This is a genomic window from Pelomonas lactea (assembly GCF_043555885.1).
GTDB lineage: Bacteria > Pseudomonadota > Gammaproteobacteria > Burkholderiales > Burkholderiaceae_C > Pelomonas > Pelomonas lactea.
This window is the reverse complement of record NZ_JBIGHX010000010.1, coordinates 90,239-110,461: the sequence shown is the minus strand read 5'-3', so window position 1 is coordinate 110,461 and position 20,223 is coordinate 90,239. Positions and strand designations below refer to the sequence as shown.

Sequence of the window (20,223 nt, the reverse complement as noted above, 5' to 3'; positions counted from 1 at the left end):
AGATCAGATCAGAACTTGTACGTGCCGCCCAGCAGGTACTGGCGACCGTAGTGCGTGAAGCGCTCCGGCAGCGTGGAGTTCGGGTCGCTGGCGCCGGACGAGATGCCCACCCGCGTGCGGTAGGGGCGGTCACGCAGGTTGTTGACCTGTGCCGTCAGCGACAGGCCCTTGAAGGCGCCGGTCTCGAACGCGTAGCCGATCTGGGCATCGATGATGGTCTCGCCCGAGATCATGCTGGGCACGTTCTCGCCGAAGGTGCCGCGCACCGTCGTCACGAACGGCGAGCGGTGGCGGCTGCCGACGCGGGCCGAGACGCCGTCGCGCTCGTAATAGACGGTGAAGTTCGTCGACACGCCCGACAGGCCGTCCAGCGGCTTGTTGGGGTTGTTCTCCTCATGCATGGAGCTGCGCGTGTTGGAGTAGCTCAGCGACACGCCGATGCCGTCCAGCGCCGGGCTGAACAGGCCGCCGTCGATGGAGCCGCTCAGCTCCGTGCCGGCGATCATGCCGCCCTGGCCGTTGGCGGGCCGGTTCAGCGTGCCGATGTTGCGGGTGGGCGTGTTGGGCGTCGGGTTGGGGAAGCCGGTGAAGTCAAAGTCGACACCCTGACCGTAGACCGAGCTCTTCACGTTCTTGTGGAAGGCCGCCGCCGCCACATAGCTGCGCTTGCTGAAGTAATGCTCGACCGACAGGTCCACCGCATCGGCGCGCCATGGCTCCAGCTTGGGATTGCCCGCGTTGCCGGACCACAGGAACGGCGCCGTGCCGCTGAGGCTGTACGACATGCCGGCACGCATGTCTTCCATGTTGGGGCGCGCCAGCACCTTGGCCAGGCCGAAGCGCATCACGGTCTTCTCGGTCAGGTCGGCCGACAGGTTGAAGCTGGGCAGCACATCGGTGTAGCTGGTGCCGCCGCTGATGGGATCGCCCTTCTTCGTGACCGGGTTCCACAGCTGTCCATCGCTGGACTGCTGGGCATGCACCACCCGCAGGCCCAGCGTGCCGCGCAGGGGCACCATCCACTCGACGTCGAAACCCAGCTTGGCGTGCGCGGCGGTGACCTTCTCGTGCACGGCCCAGATCCGGCCCGGCGCCTGGTCTTCCGACGCCGGCACGGCGTTGTACAGGCCCAGCGCGCTCGGCAAGTCGAAGTTCACCATGCGGATCGGGCTGCCGGCGAAGCTCAGGTCCGTCGGCGCGCGCAGCAGGTTGGCCGGGATGGCAACAGGCGCGCGGTTGTTCTTGAGGTTGTAGTAGACCTCCGTGCGGTTCATGTTCTTGTCGCGCTCGGAGTAGTCCAGCCCCACGTCGAGGCTGTTGAAGAAGCCGTCGAACGCGCGCCCGGCGGTCAGCTTGAGCGCCTTGATCTGGTCGCGCACCATCGGGAACTGGCTGCGGCCATCGCGCCCCCAGTTCGGCGGGTCGGCCAGCACCACCTTGCTGCCGTCGCCGTAGTCGAACGCCGGGTGGAAGGTGGAGATGCCGTCGCCGGTGGCGATGTTGACCTGCCCGAGGCTGACGCGCGCGGGCGCGCCGGCCGCCAGCTCGGCGTTCTGCTCGTCGCGCTTGGCCTTGGACCAGCTCAGGTCCGCCATCAGCTTCCAGTCGGCCAGCTTCAGCTCGTTGTTCCAGCCGATCGCGCGCACGTCGTCCTTGCGCTTGTTGAAGCTCGTCAGCGCCACCGGGTTGACGTTGTTGACGGTGCCGCTCGTGACGAGCTTGTCGCCGTTGACGACCGTGGTCTGCGCGCCGCTCCAGCTGGCGCCGGCCCACACCGACATGTCGGCCATCACCGTACGGCGCGATTCGGTCTGATCGAAGCGCGAGTAGTAGACGTCCAGCGTGGAATGGAAGCCGTTGCCCGGCTTGTACTCCAGCACGCCCATCAGGCCGTCACGCTTCTGGCGCGACGAGGCCACGCCCAGCTCGAAGCCCTGCAGCGCGACGGAGTCATCCGGCGTGCCCGGCAGCGGCGAGCCCCACACCTTGGTGTTGGCCCACCACCAGCTCTTGTAATGCTGCTCCTGGTTGGGCGAGTCCAGGTGCGCGAAGCCCACGGCCGCGCCCCAGGTGCGGTCGGCCGACTGCGTCACGTAGGACGCCGACAGGCGGTTGCCGTTGCCCGAGATCTCGGGGTTCAACGCGCCGTTGGAATTGCGCTCGAAGCGCGCCCCCACGACGGCTTGCGTCTTGCCGAAGTCCAGCGGCCGCAGCGTCTTCATGTTGATGGTGCCGGACAGCCCTTGAGCCGACAGGCTGGCGTCGGGCGTCTTGTAGACGGTCGCGGCGTTGATCAGCTCCGACGGGAACTGGTCGTACTCCACCGAGCGGTTGTCGCCGGTGGAGACGATCTCGCGGCCGTTCAGCAGCGTGACGCCATAGCGCGGCGCCATGCCGCGGATGCTGATGACCGACGAGCGGCCGGCCACGCGCTGGGCCGTCAGGCCAGGCAGGCGCGAGATCGCGTCGGCGATGGACACGTCGGGCAGCTTGCCGATGTCTTCGGCCGAGATGGCCTCGACGATGGCGTCGGCATTGCGCTTGGTGCTGATGGACGATTCGAGGCTGGCGCGGAAGCCCGTCACGGTGACGGTTTCCAGCTTCTGCTCGGCAGGCGCCGGCGCGGTCTGCGCAAAGGCCGACGTGGCACACAGGCCGACGCAGAGAGCAGCGATGGGGGTGAGGCGCAGGCGCTGTTGCGGCGCCTGCGAAGGCAGGGCGAGGCGGGGCATCTTGTGAGTCTCCTGGATCTGGTTCATCTTGTTCGCCGGTCCGGATATCGGTTCAAATTGGAACCGGTTCCAAACGCGGCGCAAATCTAAGTTGCGCGCACCAGCCTTGTCAACCGGCCTCGCCCTGGGGTTGACGTTTTTTTGCTTCACCCTCTACCGTCGCGGCCCCGACCAGCCCATGCCCATGACCCGCTCCACCCCTTTGCTTGCAGCCACCTTGCTGCTGTGCGCCGGCACCCCCGCTGCACTGGCCGACACCGATGCCGTCGTGCATGCCTGGCCCGTGCGCCAGCCGCAGCGCGACGCTGCGCTGGAGGCCCGCGTCGAGGCCGCGCTGAAGACGCTGACCACGCGCCAGAAGGTCGGCCAGATCACGCAGCCCGAGATCCGCGCCATCACGCCCGACGAGGTGCGCGAGTACGCCATCGGCACCATCCTCAACGGCGGCGGCGCCTGGCCCAACCTGGACAAGGCCGCCACACCGGCGCAGTGGCGCGCGCTGTCGGAGAAATACCAGGCCGCCGCGCAGCAGGCCACGCCGGGCATCCCGCTGCTGTGGGGCACGGACGCCGTGCACGGCCACAACAACGTGCGCGGCGCCACGCTGTTCCCGCACAACATCGGCCTGGGCGCCACGCGCAACGCCGCCCTGGTGCGCGACATCGGCCGCGCCACGGCCCGCGCCGTGCGTGCGACGGGCCTGCACTGGGCCTTCGCGCCGACGCTGGCCGTCGTGCAGGACGTGCGCTGGGGCCGCACCTACGAGAGCTTCGGCGCCGACCCGGCGCTGGTGCGCCAGCTGGGCCAGGCCGCCGTCGAAGGCCTGCAGGACGGCCTGAAGGACGGCCGCGGCGTGCTGGCCACGGCCAAGCACTACATCGCCGACGGCGGCACGCGCCGCGGCATCGACCAGGGCGTGGCCCACGCGTCCGCCACCGACCTCGCCCGCGTGCACGGCGCCGGCTACCTCGGCGCGCTGGACGCCGGCGTGCTGACCGTGATGGCCTCGTTCAGCAGCTGGACCGACAGCGCCGGCTACGTCCAGCACGGGAAGATGCACGGCAACAAGACGCTGCTGACCGGCGTGCTGAAAGAGCGCCTGGCGTTCGACGGCCTCATCGTCAGCGACTGGGACGGCGTGGGCCAGGTGCCCGGCTGCACCGACGAGGACTGCCCCGCGTCCATCAACGCGGGCATGGACATCATCATGGTGCCGTTCAAGTGGAAGGCCTTCCACGCCAACACGCTGCGCGCCGTGGAACAGGGCCGCATCCCGATGGCGCGCCTGGACGACGCCGTGCGCCGCATCCTGCGCGTGAAGTTCAGCATGTCGGTGCCGGCGGCGGTGCCCGCCACGCTGGAGGCGGTGCAGGCGCCCGAGCTGGCGCGCCGCGCGGTGAGGGAGTCGCTGGTGCTGCTCAAGCACAGGCCCGGGCTGCTGCCACTGCCGCGCACGGCGCGCGTGCTGGTCGTCGGTGCGGCGGCCGACAGCCTGGCCCGGCAGGCCGGCGGCTGGAGCGTGACCTGGCAGGGCCGCGACACGACGAACGCCGACTTCCCGCAAGGCACCACGCTGCTGGCCGCGCTGCGCCAGCGGCTGGGCGCGGGCCAGGTCACGTTCGACGCGGACGGCACGCAGCACGACCCGGCCCGCTTCGACGCCGTCGTGGCCGTCATCGGCGAGCCGCCCTACGCCGAGGGCGAGGGGGATGTGCGCGTCACCGAGAACCTGCGCCACAGCCGCCGCCAGCCGGCCGACCTGGCCCTGCTGCAGCAGGTGTCGGGCCGCGGCGCACCGGTCGTCACGCTGCTGTTCTCGGGCCGGCCGCTGTACGTGAACGACCTCGCCAACAGGAGCGACGCCTTCATCGCCGCCTGGCTGCCCGGCACCGAAGGCACGGGGCTGGCCGACCTGCTCGTCGCGCCCGCCGCCGGCGAACCGGCCTGGCCCGGCTTCACGGGCCGGCTGTCGTTCCCGTGGCCGGCCGGGCCGTGCCAGTTCAGCACGCGCGAGGCCAGGCCCTGGTGGCCCATCGGTGGCGGCCTGAGCGGCAAGGAGGCCAAGGCCGAAGGCAAGCCGCTGCCCGAGCCGGCCGACCCGCCCATCTGCCCTCTGTGAGGCTTGCTGTGATTCAATCCGCCCCGCAAACCTAGAGGGCGAATGGCAACGATCAAGGATGTGGCGAGACTGGCCGGCGTGGGCGTGGGCACCGCGTCGCGCGTCATCAGCGGAAACGGCTCCGTCGCGCCGGCCACGGCCGAGCGCGTGCGCAAGGTCATCGCGCAGCTGAAGTTCCGGCCGTCGCAAACGGCGCGCTCGCTGGGCGCCGGCACGTCCAAGCTGATCGGCGTCTACATCCCATTCCTGCGCGGCACCTACTACACGCCCATCCTGCGCGTCATCGACACGGTGCTGCGCACGCAGGGCCTGCACATGGTGGTGGCGTTCGGCGAGGGCATCGAGGACGAGCGCGTCGAGACCAACGACGGCATGCGCTTCCTGCTGGACCGCGACTGCGACGGCCTCATTGTGCTGTCCAACGCGCTGCAGGACGAGGACATCAAGGCGCTGGGCCCCGCGGCCCGCCAGGTCGTCGTGCTGAACCGCCACTTCGACCGCATCAAGGAGCAGTGCTTCACCGCCGACCACGTCCAGGGCGGCGTGCAGGCCGCGCGGGCGCTGCTGCAGCACAAGCACAAGGACATCGCCGTTGTCTCGGGCCCGACGACGTCGCCCGACAACGTCGCCCGCCTGGCCGGCTTCATGGGCGAGCTGGCGCTGCGCGGCCATGACGTGTCCAAGGTGCTGACCGTGCCCGGCGACTTCTCCAACCAGGCCGGCTGGGACGCCGCCGACGTGCTGCTCAAGCTCAAGAAGCTGCCCACCGCCGTGTTCTGCGCCAACGACGAGATGGCCATCGGCCTGCTGGCCCACTTCCAGGAGCGCGGCGTGTCGGTGCCGCACCAGGTGTCGGTGCTGGGCTATGACGACTCGCCCAGCGCCGAGTTCGCCGCGCCGCGCCTCACCTCGGTGCACATCCCCAGCCACGAGGTCACGCTCGCGGGCCTGAACTGGCTGCTGAACCGCTGCTACGAGCTGGCGCTGCCCGTATCCCGCCAGTTCGACATCACCGTGACATGGCGCGCTTCCGTGGCGGCCCCCCGCCCAGTCGCCCGCCGCTGAACGCGGGCGCGCCTGGTCGGCCCCCCGAGGGGGCGGCGATGCGTTCGGCATGGAGCCGAACGCACATCGCCCGCGGGCCGGCTTGGGGCGGCCCGGCGCTCGGCCTCCGCTTTTCGCGGCATCGAAGCAGAGGCCACAATCCGGGCTGATCTTTTTCGGCCTGGCCTCTCCATGTCCCACCGCGTCCTGACCGGCATCACCACCACCGGCACCCTGCACCTCGGCAACTACGTCGGCGCCATCCGCCCGGCCATCGCCGCCAGCCGTGCGGCCGGCGTGGAGAGCTTCTTCTTCATGGCCGACTTCCACGCGCTGATCAAGTGCGACGACCCGGACCGCCTCGCCCACTCCAGCCGCGCCATTGCCGCCACCTGGCTGGCCGCCGGGCTGGACACCGACCGCGTCACCTTCTACCGCCAGAGCGACATCCCCGAGATCCCCGAGCTGACCTGGCTGCTGACCTGCGTGACGGCCAAGGGCCAGATGAACCGCGCGCATGCCTACAAGGCCGCCGTGGACGCGGCGGTGGCGGCCGGCGAGGAGCCCGACGCCAACGTCAGCATGGGCCTGTTCAGCTACCCCGTGCTGATGGCGGCCGACATCCTGATGTTCAACGCGCACAAGGTGCCGGTGGGCAAGGACCAGATCCAGCACATCGAGATGGCCCGGGACGTGGCCCAACGCTTCAACCACCTGTTCGGCCGCGGCCAGGCGCTGTTCACGCTGCCGGAGGCGGTGACCGATGCCGAGATGGAGCTGCTGCCCGGCCTGGACGGCCGCAAGATGAGCAAGAGCTATGACAACGTCATCCCGCTCTTCGAGGGCGGGCCTAAGGCGCTGCAGGACGCGGTGGCCCGCATCGTCACCGACAGCAAGCTGCCCGGCGAACCCAAGGACCCCGAGGGTCAGGCGCTCGTGACGATCTTTGATGCCTTCGCGACGCCCGACGAGCGCGCCGCCTTCCGCGCCGCCCTGCGCGCCGGCCTGGGCTGGGGCGAGGCCAAGCAGCAGCTGGTGGCGCAGATCGAGGCGCAGATCGGCCCCATGCGCGCCCGCTACGCCGAGCTGATGGCTCACCCCGAGCAGCTGGAGGCCACGCTGCAGGCCGGCGCCGCCAAGGCCCGCGCCATCGCCGTGCCGTTCCTGAAGTCGCTGCGCGAGGCCGTGGGCCTGCGCCCCTACACGCAGACGGCCACCGCCGCCGCCACCAAGACCGAGAAGGCCGCGCTGCCGGTGTTCAAGCAGTACCGCGAGGCGGACGGCAAGTTCTACTTCAAGCTGCTGTCCGCCGGTGGCGAGCTGCTGCTGCAGAGCCACGCGTTCGAGCAGGGCCGCGACGCCGGCCAGTGGGTCGCACGGCTGAAGAAGGACGGCTGGGTGGCCGACGCACCGGTGCAGCGCGAGGCCGCCGAGGCCGACATCGCAGCGGCGCTGGCCGCGTTCCAGGACGACCACTGACGTGGTCACCACGCCCGCGATCACCGAGTTGCTGGCCGGCACCGCGCGCGGCGACGCCGCGGCACTGCAGCAGCTCTATGCGGTGCTGTACCCCGAGATCAAGCGGGTCGCCCGCGTGCGGCTGGCGCAGAGCGGCCACGCGGCGGGGCTGAACACGACGGCGCTGGTGCACGAGGGCTTTCTGCGCATGGCCGACCAGCAGGGTCTGCAGGGCGACACGCGTGGCCAGTTCTTCGCCTACGTGGGCCGCGTGCTGCGCTCGGTCGTCATCGACCACCTGCGCACCGAGGGCCGCGACAAGCGCGGCGGCGACGCGGTCATGGTGACGCTGTCGGCCGCCGGCGACGTGGCCGCCGTGCAGAGCCAGGCCGTCGACCTGATCGGGCTGGACCAGGCGCTGGAACGCATGCGCGAGCTGGACCCGGGCCTGTACGAGCTCATCGAGATGATCGGCTTTGCCGGCCTGACCATCGCCGAGGTGGCCACGTTGCGCAACCTCTCCACGCGCAGCATCAACCGCGAGCTGCTGAAGGCGCGCGCGCTGCTGCAGGAGCTGCTGGGCGACCCGCCCAACACCGTGTACTGATGGCCGCTGGCTTGCAGGCCACCGACTGGCAGCGCCTGTCCGCGCTGTACGACGAGCTGGCCGAGCTGCCGCCCGCCGCGCGCGAGGCCCGGCTGGCCGCGCTGCAACCGCCCGAGCTGGCGGCACGCCTGGCCCGCATGCTGGCCAGCCTGCCCGATGGCGACCTGACGGCCACGGCCGGCGTCGCCGGCTTCGAGCAGCAGCTGGCCGCCGCGCTGGCCGACACGCCCGGCGCCACGGCGCGCGCGCCGCAGGCCGGCGACCGCTTCGGCGCCTGGTGCCTGGCCGAGCTGCTGGGCGAAGGCGGCATGGGCCAGGTCTGGCGCGCCGAGCGGGCCGACGGCCTGTACCAGGGCGAGGCCGCCATCAAGCTGCTGCGCGACGACGTAGCCGGCGGCGGCCTGGCCGCGCGCTTCGCCCGCGAGCGCGCGCTGCTGGGCCGGCTGACGCACCCCGGCATCGCGCGGCTGCTGGACGCCGGCGAGCAGGACGGCCGCGCCTTCCTCGTGCTGGAGTACGTGGCCGGGCGCACGCTGTCGGAGCATGTGCGCGCGCACGACCTCGGGCTCACCGAGCGCGTGCGCCTGCTGGTGGACGTGGCGCGCGCGGTGGAGCATGCGCACGCACAGCTCATCGTGCACCGCGACCTCAAGCCCAGCAACGTGATGCTGGACGAGGCCTACCCCTCGCCCGCGGGTACGCGGGCGGTCCCCCGGGGGGACGCTGCCGCCCTTGGGAGCGGCCAGGCGGGCGGCGGCCGCACCAAGCTGCTGGACTTCGGCATCGCCGGCCTGCTGGACGACTCCGGCCAGCAGGCCGACAGCCAGCTCACGCAGCTGGCCGGCCGGCGGCTGACGCCGGCCTATGCGGCGCCCGAGCAGATCACCGGCGGCGCCATCGGCGTGGCTGCCGACATCTACTCGCTGGGCGTCATGCTGTACGAGCTGGCCAGCGGCCAGCTGCCGTTCGGCAAGCGCGGCCTCAGCCGCACGGCGCTGGAGCATGCGGTGCTGCACGGCCAGGCGCAGCGGCTGTCGCGCACCACCGGCGCCGACACCGGCGGCCCGGGCGCCGACAACGCCGGTCCCGGCCGGCCGCGCGACGCCGACCGCGCCGCCGGCGACCTGGAGGCCGTGGCCGCCAAGGCGCTGCGCCGCGACCCGGCAGAGCGCTACGCCAGCGTGGGCAGCTTCATCGACGACCTGGAGCACTGGCTGGCGCAGCGCCCGGTCAGCGTGCGCGCCGAGGACTGGCGCCACCGCGTGCGGCTGTGGACGCGGCGCAACCTGGCGCTGGCCGTGGGCGCCGCCGCCGTGTTCGCGACGCTCAGCGCCGGCCTGGCCACCAGCCTGTGGCAGCGCAACCAGGCCCAGGCCGCCGCCCGCCAGAGCGAGGAGGTCACGCGCTACCTGACCGAACTGCTGGCCTCGGCCAACCCCGACCGGCACGGCGGCCGCGTGCCCACCATCTTCGACGTGCTGGAGAAGAGCCGCGCCGAGCTGCGCCAGCGCTTCGCCGGCGACGACGCCACCTACACCCGCGTGCTGGACGTGATGGTGGCGACCTACTCGGACATGAACCGCCACGACATCGCGATCCCGCTGGCGCAGGAGCTCATCACCGTCAACGCGCGCCACTGGGGCGAGTCCGACGAACGCACGCTGACCGCGCGACTGCGGCTGGCACGCATCTACACGGCGCTGAACTCGCCGCTGGAGGTCATCGCGCTGGGCGAGCCGCTGCTGCCGCAGCTGTCGCGGGCGCGGCCGGGCTCCGAGCAGGAGAACGACCACGTCAACCTGCTGTACCAGCTCATCGTGGCCTACGCCGGCGCGGCCCGCTTTGCCGATGCCGAGGCCATGCACGTGCGGGCCTGGCCCATCGTGCAGCGCCAGTACAAGCCGGCCGACTTCGAGTACCCCTACTACAACACCTACCTCTATCAGCTGCGTCTGGCCGAAGGCCGGCTGCTGGAGGCCGAGCAGCTCATCGCGGCCACCCGCCCGTCATGGGCCACGGCGCCGCCGCACCGCGCGCGCTTCGTGACGCGCTCGCGCCAGCACCTGTGGAACGTGCAGGCGCGGCTGGGCCGCCCCGAGGCCAGCGTCGAGGCGGCGCGCCAGCTCATCGCCGACATGGACGCGCTGCTGGGCCCCGGCAACTCCAGCAGCCAGCGCATGCGCGCCGACCTGGCGCGCCACTTCGTCGAACGCGGCGACTACGCGCAGGCCGTGCAGGTGCACGAAGCCATGGCGGCCGGCCTGCCGCCCGAGGCCGCCCGCCACCCCACGCTGCGGCTGCCGCGCGAGACCGCGGCGCTGCTGGCCCGCGCGCTGGCCCAGCCCGACCGGGCCGGCGACTGGCTGCCCGCCGCGCACCGGCTCGCCGACGAGCTGGCGCACAGCCGCGACATCAGCGGCCCGCCCTGGGCCGAGGCCGGCCTGGCGCTGGCGCGCGTGGGCCTGCGGCTGGGCGACCTGGCCCTGGCCCAGCGCGCGCTGGCGCCGCTGCAGGACCTGCAGGCCCAGCCCTGGCTGGGTATTCACCGCCAGCTGCAGAGCCGCGTCGCCCAACTCGCCGGCGAGCTGGCCCGCGCCCGCGGCGACCGCGGCGCCAGCCTGGCCGGGCTGCGCGAACGCGTCGCGCTGCTGGACGCGCTGCCCGCCCCGCAGGGCCTGCCGCACTGGCGCGCCCAGCTGGACCTGGCGGCCAGCCTCGTGGGCACGCCCGACGCCGCGGCTGCGCTGGCGCGGGCCGACGCGCTGCGGCCGCCGTGGCTGCAGCCGCACCCGCTGGATGCGCTGCGCGCCGAGCTGGGCCGCGGCCAGTGGCGGCCGCAGTGGGCCGGCCAGTTCTGAGCGCGGCCACCCGTTTCTAGAGTCCTTGCCCTACAGAAACTGGGCAGGTCATCACGCCAGAACGTGTTTACCCGCAGGGGAAGGCCGTTACCTCGCGGTAACTTCGCAGGTCCGAAAAGAACGTCGAAGGAGACACCCATGGCCACCATCGCCGCCGACCAGCTCGCGCTGCCCCGCCTGTACCACTGGGAGCGCACCGCCGGCAACGCCGTCACGCTGACCCAGCCCATGGGCGGCACGGAGGTGAAGGACTTCACCTGGACCCAGGTGGGCGACCAGGTGCGCCGCATGGCCGCGTTCCTGAAGGCCAAGGGCCAGGCCGAGGGCTGGCCGGCCGATGCCAAGGTGGCCATCCTGTCCAAGAACTGCGCCTGGTGGCTGATGAGCGACCTCGCCATCTGGATGGCCGGCTATGTGTCCGTGCCGCTGTACCCGACGCTCGCTCCCGAGACGATCACGCAGATCCTCGAACACAGCGAGTCGCGCTTCGTCTTCATCGGCAAGCTCGACGGCTGGGAGGGCATGAAGCCCGGCGTGCCGGCCGGCCTGCCCGGCGCCAGCTACGCGCTGTCGCCCGACGACGCCAAGAAGACCTACGAGAGCTGGGACGCCATCTGCGCCCGCACCGAGCCGATGAAGGACTCGCCGCAGCGCGGCGCCGACGAACTCTGCACGCTGATCTACACCTCCGGCACCACGGGCCTTCCCAAGGGCGTGATGCACACCTTCGGCGCCTTCGCCTGGGCGGTGCATTCGGGCCTGAAGCGCATCCCGATGACGGGCTCGGACCGCATGCTGTCCTACCTGCCGCTGGCCCACGTCGTGGAGCGCACGCTGGTGGAGCATGGCTGGCTGGCGCGCGGCATCAAGATCTTCTTCGCCGAGTCGCTGGACACCTTCACCGCCGACCTGCAGCGGGCGCTGCCCACCGTGTTCTTCTCGGTGCCGCGCCTGTGGGTGAAGTTCCAGCAGGGCATCCAGGCCAAGATGCCGCAGAAGAAGCTCAACTCGCTGCTGCGGCTGCCCCTCATCGGCGGCCTGGTGCGCAAGAAGATCCTCAAGGCGCTGGGCCTGAACGAATGCAAGTTCGCCGCGGGGGGCGCCGCACCCATGCCTGTCGCGCTGCTGGAGTGGTACGCCGCGCTGGGCCTGCACATCAACGAGGGCTACGGCATGACCGAGAACCTCGCGCTGTCGCACCTGACCATCCCGGGCAAGAACCAGCGCGGCACCGTGGGCCCGGCCTACGAGGGCGTGCAGGTGCGCATCGACGCCACCACGGGCGAGCTGCAGATGCGCAGCCCCGCCGTCATGCTGGGCTACTACAAGGCGCCCGAGCAGACCCGCGACAGCTTCACCGAGGACGGCTGGCTGCGCACGGGTGACAAGGCCAGCCAGGACAAGGACGGCTGCGTGCGCATCACCGGCCGCGTGAAGGACTTGTTCAAGACGAGCAAGGGCAAGTACGTGGCGCCCGCGCCCATCGAAGACAAACTGGGCATGAACCCGGCCATCGAGGCCTGCTGCGTGGCCGGCGCCAACATGGGCCAGCCGCTGGGCATCGCGATGCTGTCGCCGCAGGGCCTGGAGCGCGCCGCCAGCGACGCCGCCGGCCTGCAGGCCGAGTTGGCCGAGCACCTGGAAGCCGTCAACGCGCGCCTGGACCCGCACGAGCAGCTGGACACGCTGGTGCTCATCAAGACGCCGTGGACCGTGGACAACGGCTTCATCACCCCCACCTTCAAGGTCAAGCGCAACCGCGTGGAAGAGGCCTACGGCGGCAAGCTGGAAGGCTGGGCGGGCAAGCGGGCCAAGGTGCAATTCGGGGACTGACGTGCCCCTCGCCCAGTCCTGCGCCGCTGCACGCGGGCAGGCTTGGGAGCGGCCCGGCGCTCGGCACGCACGAAAGCCGCGTCAACCGCGCCAGTACTCTGCCCGCCCGTAATGCGCCCGCAGATGCTCCACCCACAGCCGCGTCCGCAGCGGCAGGTGGCGTGACTGCGGAAACACGGCGTAGATGCCGTTGGGCGGCGCGGCGAAGTCGTCCAGCACGGTGACGAGCCGGCCGGCTGCCAGGTCGGCCTCCACCTCCCAGGTGCTGCGCCACGCGATGCCCAGCCCCTGCACGCACCAGTCGTGCAGCACCTGGCCGTCGCTGCAGTCCAGCCGGCCCTGCGTGCGCGTCTCGGGCCGCAGGTGCTGCACCGCGCCGTCGACCTGGAAGGCCCAGCCGCGCACCTGGCTGGCCTCGGAGCTCAGCGTCAGGCAGGCGTGCCGCGCCAGCTCGTCGGGATGGCGCGGCACGCCGGCGCGCTTCAGGTAGCCGGGCGACGCCACGCACAGCCGCCGGTTGTCGGCCAACCGCGTGCTGACGAGGCTGGAGTCCGGCAGGTCGCCCACGCGGACGGCGCAGTCGAAGCCCTCGTGCACGATGTCCACGACGCGGTCGCTGAGGTTCAGCGACAGGCTCAGCTCGGCATGCTCGGCCAGGAACGCCGGCACCAGCGGCGCCACATGGCGGCGGCCGAAGCCAGCCGGGGCCGTCACGCGCAGATGGCCGCTGGCCTTCAGGCCGCCGGCGCTCACTGCGGCCTCGGCGTCGGCCAGCGACGCGATGAGGCGCTGGCAGTCCTCCAGGAAGGCCTGTCCCTCGGGCGTGAGCGTCAGCCGCCGCGTCGTGCGCAGCATCAGCTTCACACCCAGCCGCGCCTCAAGCGCGTCCAGCCGCCGGCCCATGACGGCGGGCGCCAGCCCTTCCGCCGCGGCCGCCGCCGTCAGGCTGCCCTTGGCCGCCACGAGGACGAAGGACTCCATCTGCTTGAGCTTGTCCATGCGCTGATTGTGCTGAACTGCAGACGCAAACCCGGCCGATTCAACACTGATCTTTGCGTTTTAGTCACAGATTCCCTGCGTGTACGGCTGCGAATCGCGGGCTCGCGCGGCGGCAAGATGCGCGGCAATCTGTCATCGGTTTCGTCGTCTTTCCGAGGAGCTTGTCCATGTCCACCACCCGCACCCCTCTCCACCGCCTGCAGGTCGATGCCGACCTGGCCCGCTTCATCGATACCGAGGTGCTGCCCGGCACCGGCGTCGCGCCGGACGCGTTCTGGGCCGGCTTCAGCGCCATCGCGCATGACCTGGCCCCCAAGAACCGCGCCCTGCTGGCCGAGCGAGACCGCCTGCAGTCCGAGCTGGACGCCTGGCACGAGGCCCACCCCGGCCCCATCGCCGACATGCCGGCCTACCAGGCTTTCCTGAAGCGCATCGGCTACCTCGTCGAGCCGCCCGCGCAGGTGCAGGCCACGACCGCCAACGTCGACGCCGAGCTGGCCGTGCAGGCCGGCCCGCAACTCGTCGTGCCCATCCTGAACGCCCGCTATGCGCTCAACGCGGCCAACGCCCGCTGGGGTTCGCTGTACGACGCGCTGTACGGCACCGACGCCATCCCCGAGACCGACGGCGCCACCCGCGCCGGCGCCTACAACCCGGTGCGCGGCGCCAAGGTCATCGCCTACGCCCGCCAGGTGCTGGACCAGGCCGCCCCGCTGGCCGCCGGCTCGCACGCCGACGCCACCGGCTACCGCGTGGAAGGCGGCCAGCTCGTCGTGACGCTGGCCTCCGGCGCCACGACCGGCCTGCAGGACCCGGCTGCCTTCGCCGGCTACCAGGGCGACGCGGCCGCGCCCAGCAGCGCGCTGCTGGTGCACCACGGCCTGCACCTGGACATCCGCATCGACCGCAGCACCGCCATCGGCAAGACCGACCCCGCTGGCGTGGCCGACGTGGTGCTGGAAGCGGCCCTGTCCACCATCCTGGACCTGGAAGACTCGGTCGCCGCGGTGGATGCCGAGGACAAGGTGCTGGCCTACCGCAACTGGCTGGGCATCCAGCTCGGCACGCTGACCGAGGAAGTCGCCAAGGGCGGCACCACCTTCACGCGCCGCCTCAACGCCGACCGCGTCTACACCGCACCTGCAGGCGGCACCGTCACGCTACATGGCCGCTCGCTGATGTTCGTGCGCAATGTCGGCCACCTGATGACCAACCCGGCCATCCTGCTGGACGACGGCAGCGAGATCCCCGAGGGCATCATGGATGCCGTCGTCACGACGACCATCGCGATGCATGACCTCAAGCGTCGCGGCAACAGCCGCACGGGCTCGGTCTACATCGTGAAGCCCAAGATGCACGGCCCGGCCGAAGTAGCCTTCGCCGCCGAGCTGTTCACCCGCGTCGAGCAGCTGCTGGGCCTGCCGGACAGCACGGTCAAGCTGGGCATCATGGACGAGGAGCGCCGCACCTCGGTCAACCTGAAGGCCTGCATCGCCGCCGCCGCCAGCCGCGTGGCATTCATCAACACCGGCTTCCTGGACCGCACCGGCGACGAGATGCACACCGCCATGCGCGCCGGCCCCATGCTGCGCAAGGGCGACATGAAGACGTCGAGCTGGATCGCCGCCTACGAGCGCAGCAATGTGCTGACGGGCCTGTCGTGCGGGCTGCGCGGCCGCGCCCAGATCGGCAAGGGCATGTGGGCCATGCCCGACCTGATGGCCGAGATGCTGAAGGCAAAGATCGGCCACCCCAAGGCCGGCGCCAACACCGCCTGGGTGCCCTCGCCCACCGCCGCCACGCTGCATGCGCTGCACTACCACCAGGTCAGCGTGGCCGCCGTGCAGCAGGAGCTGGAGAAGGTGGACCTCGCCGCCGAGCGCGACGCCATCCTGAACGCGCTGCTGACCATCCCGGTGGCGCCGTCCGCCGACTGGACGCCCGAGCAGCGCCAGCAGGAGCTGGACAACAACGTGCAGGGCATCCTGGGCTACGTGGTGCGCTGGGTGGACCAGGGCGTGGGCTGCTCCAAGGTGCCCGACATCAACGGCGTGGGCCTGATGGAAGACCGCGCCACGCTGCGCATCAGCAGCCAGCACATCGCCAACTGGCTGCGCCACGGCGTCGTCACCGCGAGCCAGGTGCGCGACACCTTCGCCCGCATGGCCCAGGTGGTGGACAGCCAGAACGCCGGCGACCCCGCCTACCAGCCGCTGGCGGCCAACCCGCAGGGCGCGGCCATGCAGGCGGCGCTGGACCTGGTGTTCAAGGGCGAGGCACAACCCAGCGGATATACCGAACCCCTGCTCCACGCCTGGCGACTGAAGGTCAAGGCAGGCTGAAACCGGTATTTACAGACGCGCCGCCCGGCAATATGCCGAACCCTTTCAGCAACGAACGGGAAACCTGCGAAACGCGTTTGTGACAATTGCAGGGGGCTGCCGGGTAGTCCGCCCGACCGGACGGGCGCCCGGCGGCGCCTTGCGAGCGCGAGAAGCCCGGCTTCGTCGCGCATGCACAACAGACCAGCTCGAAAGTCACGCATGACCTGAGGGACCCTGCGCTGACGTAAGTTGGCGTCGCCTCTCCCAAAACAGGCGCCGGCGCGAGGAGCCGCTAGTGCTAACCCGGGGCGGGCAGGGGGTGTCTTCCTTCACACTGCCTGCGCCTCGCCACTTCGGTGATCCTGATGTGGCGAGTATCGGTATTGCATTCAATACTCGCCCATCTTGGAGTCACTATGTTCAAACGAAATATTGTGAGCGCTGCGTCACTAGCGTGCCTCGCAACCCTGGCAATTCCGGCATTCGCCCAGCAACAACAGACGCTGGAGCGTGTTGAAATTACCGGCAGCCGCCTCAAGAAACTCGACCTGGAGGCTGCCAGCCCCACCGTGACGATCACCGCCGCTGAACTGCAGGCGAACCAGGACGTCACGCTGGAAACCTTCCTGAACACGCTGCCGCAGGTCAACCCCGCCGGCACGACCAGTTCCAACAACCCCGGCAACGGCGGCCAGTCGAACATCGACCTGCGCGGCCTGGGCAGCAACCGCAACCTCGTCCTGATCGACGGCCGCCGCCCCATGGTGTCGGCATCGGACCAGACGGTGGACATCAACACCATCCCGATGGCGATGGTGGAAAGCATCGAGATCATCTCCGGCGGCGCTGCAGCCGTGTACGGCGCCGACGCCGTGGCCGGTGTGGTCAACATCAAGCTGAAGAAGCGCTTCCAGGGCCTGGACCTGCGCGCCGGCTACTCCAACACGACCAAGAACCGTGACGCCCGCGAGCGCACGTTCCAGGCGCTGTTTGGCGGCAATTTCGCCGACAACCGCGGCAACGCCGTCATCGGTCTTGAATACATGGATCGCCAGGCGATCTACAAGCGCCAGCGTGATTTCGCGGCGCTGGCCACCAGCACGACGACGTCGTGGCCCGAAGGTCGTTTCGCGCCCAACTCGGCCAATCTGCCCTCGCAGGCCGTCGTGAATTCGCTGTATTCCGGCTACGGCTATACCGGCCCGCAGATTTCCAACGCCAGCCCCCATTCGTTCAACAGCGACGGCACGCTGATCTATCCCGGCCTGTTCAATTCGCCGCTGGATGTCGTGAACTGGAAATACCCGGTCGACGCGGGCGTCAATACCCGTTTCTTCCCCGATTTCTACAGCTACAACTTCGACCCGGCGAATATCCTGGTGCTGCCGATGCAGCGCCGTTCGATCACCGCCAAGGCGAATTACCAGCTGAACAACGGCATCGAGGTCTTCGGCAAGTTCTCGAACTCCAACTACAACTCCACCACCGCGCTGGCACCGACGCCGGTGTCGGGTGGCGCGTGGCGCGCCCCGGGTGAAACGACCGCCGCGACGCAGATCGTCAGCCCCTTCATCGTGCCGGGCAAGCGCGGCACGACGCTGCTGGTGAACGCCAACAACGTGTTCATCCCTGCCGACCTGAAGACGCTGCTGAACAGCCGCACGGGCGACGACCCCAACCTCGTGGGCACCGGCGCTGCCGAGCCGTTCACGATGGCCTGGCGTACCGTCGCTGCGGGCCTGCGCACCAACACGTACACCAACGACGTGACGCAGTACCTGGCTGGCGCCAAGGGCGAGATCCTGAACACCGGCTGGAACTGGGAAGGTTCCGTCTCGCACGGCATCACCAAGATCGACCAGAACCAGCTGGGCAACATCAACGCCCAGAAGCTGGCCGACGCCTTCGGCGCCGTCGACGGCGGCAAGAGCCTGTGCGCGGGCGGTGTGAACCCGTTCGGCCGCCAGGCGCTGTCTGCCGAGTGCGTGTCCTGGCTGCAGCTGCCCACGTCGCTGGCGCAGAAGTTCAAGCAGACCATCGGCCAGTTCTTCGTCAGTGGCGACATCACCGAACTGCCCGCCGGCCCGATGGGCCTGGTGGTCGGTCTGGAAACCCGCCGCTTCGACTACGAGCTGAAGCCGGGCGCCACGTCCGGCCCGATCTACGGCTTCAACTCGCAGTCGCCTGCCAAGGCCCGCAACGCCTTCGACGACATCTTCGCCGAGCTGTCCATTCCCCTGGCATCCAACACGGCCTGGGCCAAGTCCGCCAACCTGTCGCTGGCCTATCGCAACTCCAGCAGCAAGGCGAGCGACTTCATCAAGAACCTGGAAACGCCCAAGACGCGCTCCAACGCGTTCGCCGCGAACCTGGACTGGAAGCCGACCAACGAAGTGCGTGCCCGCGGCTCGCTGCAGCACTCGGTGCGCGCCCCGAACTTCGGCGAACTGTTCGACGGCGGTGGCGGTTTCCCCAGCTTCTTCGACCCCTGCTCGGTCAACAGCGTGGGCCGTACGACCGGCGCCGACGCCGCCAAGCTGGGCACGCTGTGCGCAGCCACCGGTGTGGCCAACCCGAGCTTCGTCGCCACGCCCGGCGGTCAAGCCGAGACCAACACGACCGGCAACGTGAACCTGAAGCCGGAATCGTCCAACTCGGTCACCCTGGGTCTGGTGTGGGCGCCGCGCGCCGACAGCATGTTCGGCGGCTTCCGCGCGACGGCCGACTACTACCGCATCAAGGTCAAGGACGCGATCGCGTCGCCGGACGTCAACGAGTTCATCGCCGACTGCTACAACTACAACGGCCGCAACCCGTCGTACTCGGCCACGCAGTCCAGCTGCGCGACCATCCTGCGCTCGGGCAGCTCCATCGTGGGCGCGTATGACACCGTGGATCCGGACGGCAACTTCGCCGGCAGCAACGAAGGCAAGATCGACACGTCGGGCATCGACCTGTCGCTGGGCTGGACCGGCAAGGTCGGCCCCGGCAAGCTGGACGTCCAGGGCTTCTGGACCCATCTGCTGAACTTCAAGTCCAAGACGACGTCGCTGCTGCCCTCGGTGGACTACGCCGGCACCATCGCCTACTTCGGCGCTGGCCTGGGCCAGACCTTCCCGACGGACAAGGTCACCATCAACACCAACTACAAGTGGAACAGCGTCGGCGTGGACCTGCGCATGCGCTATATCGGCGCGATGACCAACCGCATGGCCAAGCTCTTCCCGGGCGAGGCCCTGACGGGTGTGCCGTCCACCGTGTACTGGGACCTGGGTGGCAGCTACGAGTTCACGAAGGGCATGGTCGTCCGTGCCGGCGTGAACAACCTGCTGGACCAGAAGCCGCGCACCTACTCGCCGAACGTGCAGTCGGGCACCGACCCGTCCACGTATGACGTCGTGGGCCGCCGCTTCTTCGTCACGGCCAACATGACCTTCAACTAAAGTCCTCACGGGCTCCCGAAACGGCCGCAGCGATGCGGCCGTTTTTTTTGAACGCGAGGAAACAAGACCGTGACGACCGAAGACCCCGGCACGATGGTGCTGCTGTCCGATGCCGGCATCGACCTGGCTGCCCACCGGCAGCGGCTGCGCGAGGCCGGCCGCACGCAGATCCGGCCCGCGCTGCGCGACGAGGCAGCAGCCCGGGTCCGTGCCGCCGCGGAGCAGGCACCGTTCCGGCTGTCGGTCAACAGCGGCGCCAAGAGCCTGGACCTGTCACTGGAAGAGCTGGCCACGCTGCAGCCCGAGCAGGCCGCCAAGTTCACCGAACTCGTCCATGCCGGGGCCGCCGCGGGCTTCCAGTACTGCTTCGACACCTACCGGCTGTCCGACGAGGTGGACGCCGGCCGGCTAACCGCGGGCCCGCTGGCAGAGCTGTACCGCGCGCTGAACGCGCCGCCCTTCCTGCAGCACTGCCGCCAGCTGGCCGACGACGACACCATCGCCTTCTGCGACGCGCAGGTCACGCGCTACCGGCCGGGGCACTTCCTGACGATGCACAACGACGACGTCGCCGGCAAGGGCCGCGTGATGGCCTTCGTGCTGAACCTCACCCCGGACTGGCGCGCGGACTGGGGCGGCCTGCTGCTGTTCCACGGTGCCGACGGCAACGTCGACGGCGGCTTCACGCCGGCCTTCAACGCGCTGAACCTGTTCAAGATCCCCTGCGACCACTCGGTCAGCCTGGTGGCGCCGTTCGCGCCGCAGCCGCGCTACGCGGTGACGGGCTGGGCGCGCCGAAAATAGCG

11 protein-coding genes are annotated in these 20,223 nt (G+C 70.2%); 9 read left to right on the top strand and 2 right to left on the bottom strand.

Features of this window, described 5'->3' with window-relative positions; genetic code table 11:
* Positions 1-8: 8 nt before the first annotated feature.
* Positions 9-2,732, bottom strand: a complete 2,724-nt coding sequence (locus ACG04Q_RS22930; RefSeq protein ID WP_394513844.1) for a TonB-dependent receptor — start codon at positions 2,730-2,732, stop codon at positions 9-11.
* Between the two features lie 184 nt (positions 2,733-2,916).
* On the opposite strand from ACG04Q_RS22930, the gene ACG04Q_RS22925 reads away from it, so the two are divergent.
* The 6 genes from ACG04Q_RS22925 (at position 2,917) to ACG04Q_RS22900 (ending at position 12,651) form a co-directional block, all read left to right on the top strand.
* Positions 2,917-4,851, top strand: a complete 1,935-nt coding sequence (locus ACG04Q_RS22925) for a glycoside hydrolase family 3 protein (protein ID WP_394513843.1) — start codon at positions 2,917-2,919, stop codon at positions 4,849-4,851.
* A 42-nt stretch (positions 4,852-4,893) separates the two neighbouring features.
* Positions 4,894-5,916 carry a LacI family DNA-binding transcriptional regulator gene (locus ACG04Q_RS22920; protein ID WP_394513841.1) on the top strand — a complete coding sequence of 341 codons (1,023 nt, stop codon included), beginning with the start codon at positions 4,894-4,896 and terminating at the stop codon, positions 5,914-5,916.
* A gap of 171 nt (positions 5,917-6,087) precedes the next feature.
* Positions 6,088-7,374, top strand: a complete 1,287-nt coding sequence (locus ACG04Q_RS22915; protein ID WP_394513839.1) for a tryptophan--tRNA ligase — start codon at positions 6,088-6,090, stop codon at positions 7,372-7,374.
* A gap of 1 nt (position 7,375) precedes the next feature.
* Entirely contained in the window at positions 7,376-7,960 is a 585-nt protein-coding gene (locus ACG04Q_RS22910) for an ECF-type sigma factor (protein WP_394513838.1), read from the top strand.
* On the top strand, positions 7,960-10,818 hold the full coding sequence (locus ACG04Q_RS22905) for a serine/threonine-protein kinase (RefSeq protein ID WP_394513836.1): 2,859 nt from the start codon (positions 7,960-7,962) through the stop codon (positions 10,816-10,818). The genes ACG04Q_RS22910 and ACG04Q_RS22905 overlap by 1 nt, the downstream gene beginning before the upstream one ends.
* A 138-nt stretch (positions 10,819-10,956) precedes the next feature.
* Positions 10,957-12,651, top strand: a complete 1,695-nt coding sequence (locus ACG04Q_RS22900) for an AMP-binding protein (RefSeq protein WP_394513835.1) — start codon at positions 10,957-10,959, stop codon at positions 12,649-12,651.
* 81 nt (positions 12,652-12,732) lie between these two features.
* Here ACG04Q_RS22900 and ACG04Q_RS22895 read toward each other — a convergent pair whose 3' ends face one another.
* Positions 12,733-13,650 carry a substrate binding domain-containing protein gene (locus ACG04Q_RS22895; protein ID WP_394395650.1) on the bottom strand — a complete coding sequence of 306 codons (918 nt, stop codon included), beginning with the start codon at positions 13,648-13,650 and terminating at the stop codon, positions 12,733-12,735.
* Between the two features lie 167 nt (positions 13,651-13,817).
* Between ACG04Q_RS22895 and ACG04Q_RS22890 the strand changes: the two genes are divergently transcribed.
* From ACG04Q_RS22890 to ACG04Q_RS22880, 3 genes are all read left to right on the top strand, one after another.
* Positions 13,818-15,992, top strand: a complete 2,175-nt coding sequence (locus ACG04Q_RS22890; RefSeq protein ID WP_394513834.1) for a malate synthase G — start codon at positions 13,818-13,820, stop codon at positions 15,990-15,992.
* A gap of 347 nt (positions 15,993-16,339) precedes the next feature.
* The gene (locus ACG04Q_RS22885) at positions 16,340-19,417 is read left to right on the top strand and encodes a TonB-dependent receptor domain-containing protein (protein ID WP_394513832.1); all 3,078 of its coding nucleotides are present in this window, start codon (positions 16,340-16,342) and stop codon (positions 19,415-19,417) included.
* 69 nt (positions 19,418-19,486) lie between these two features.
* Positions 19,487-20,221: a 2OG-Fe(II) oxygenase gene (locus tag ACG04Q_RS22880; protein ID WP_394513830.1), complete on the top strand. Its 735-nt coding sequence runs from the start codon at positions 19,487-19,489 to the stop codon at positions 20,219-20,221.
* Positions 20,222-20,223: the final 2 nt, after the last annotated feature.

What these genes read in the sequence shown, in the direction of transcription:
- ACG04Q_RS22930 (WP_394513844.1), bottom strand. Translation starts at nt 2,732, where the DNA reads ATGCCCCGCCTCGCCCTGCCTTCGCAGGCGCCGCAACAGCGCCTGCGC.
- ACG04Q_RS22915 (WP_394513839.1), top strand. Translation starts at nt 6,088, where the DNA reads ATGTCCCACCGCGTCCTGACCGGCATCACCACCACCGGCACCCTGCAC.
- ACG04Q_RS22920 (WP_394513841.1), top strand. Translation starts at nt 4,894, where the DNA reads ATGGCAACGATCAAGGATGTGGCGAGACTGGCCGGCGTGGGCGTGGGC.
- ACG04Q_RS22895 (WP_394395650.1), bottom strand. Translation starts at nt 13,650, where the DNA reads ATGGACAAGCTCAAGCAGATGGAGTCCTTCGTCCTCGTGGCGGCCAAG.
- ACG04Q_RS22905 (WP_394513836.1), top strand. Translation starts at nt 7,960, where the DNA reads ATGGCCGCTGGCTTGCAGGCCACCGACTGGCAGCGCCTGTCCGCGCTG.
- ACG04Q_RS22925 (WP_394513843.1), top strand. Translation starts at nt 2,917, where the DNA reads ATGACCCGCTCCACCCCTTTGCTTGCAGCCACCTTGCTGCTGTGCGCC.
- ACG04Q_RS22890 (WP_394513834.1), top strand. Translation starts at nt 13,818, where the DNA reads ATGTCCACCACCCGCACCCCTCTCCACCGCCTGCAGGTCGATGCCGAC.
- ACG04Q_RS22885 (WP_394513832.1), top strand. Translation starts at nt 16,340, where the DNA reads ATGTGGCGAGTATCGGTATTGCATTCAATACTCGCCCATCTTGGAGTC.
- ACG04Q_RS22900 (WP_394513835.1), top strand. Translation starts at nt 10,957, where the DNA reads ATGGCCACCATCGCCGCCGACCAGCTCGCGCTGCCCCGCCTGTACCAC.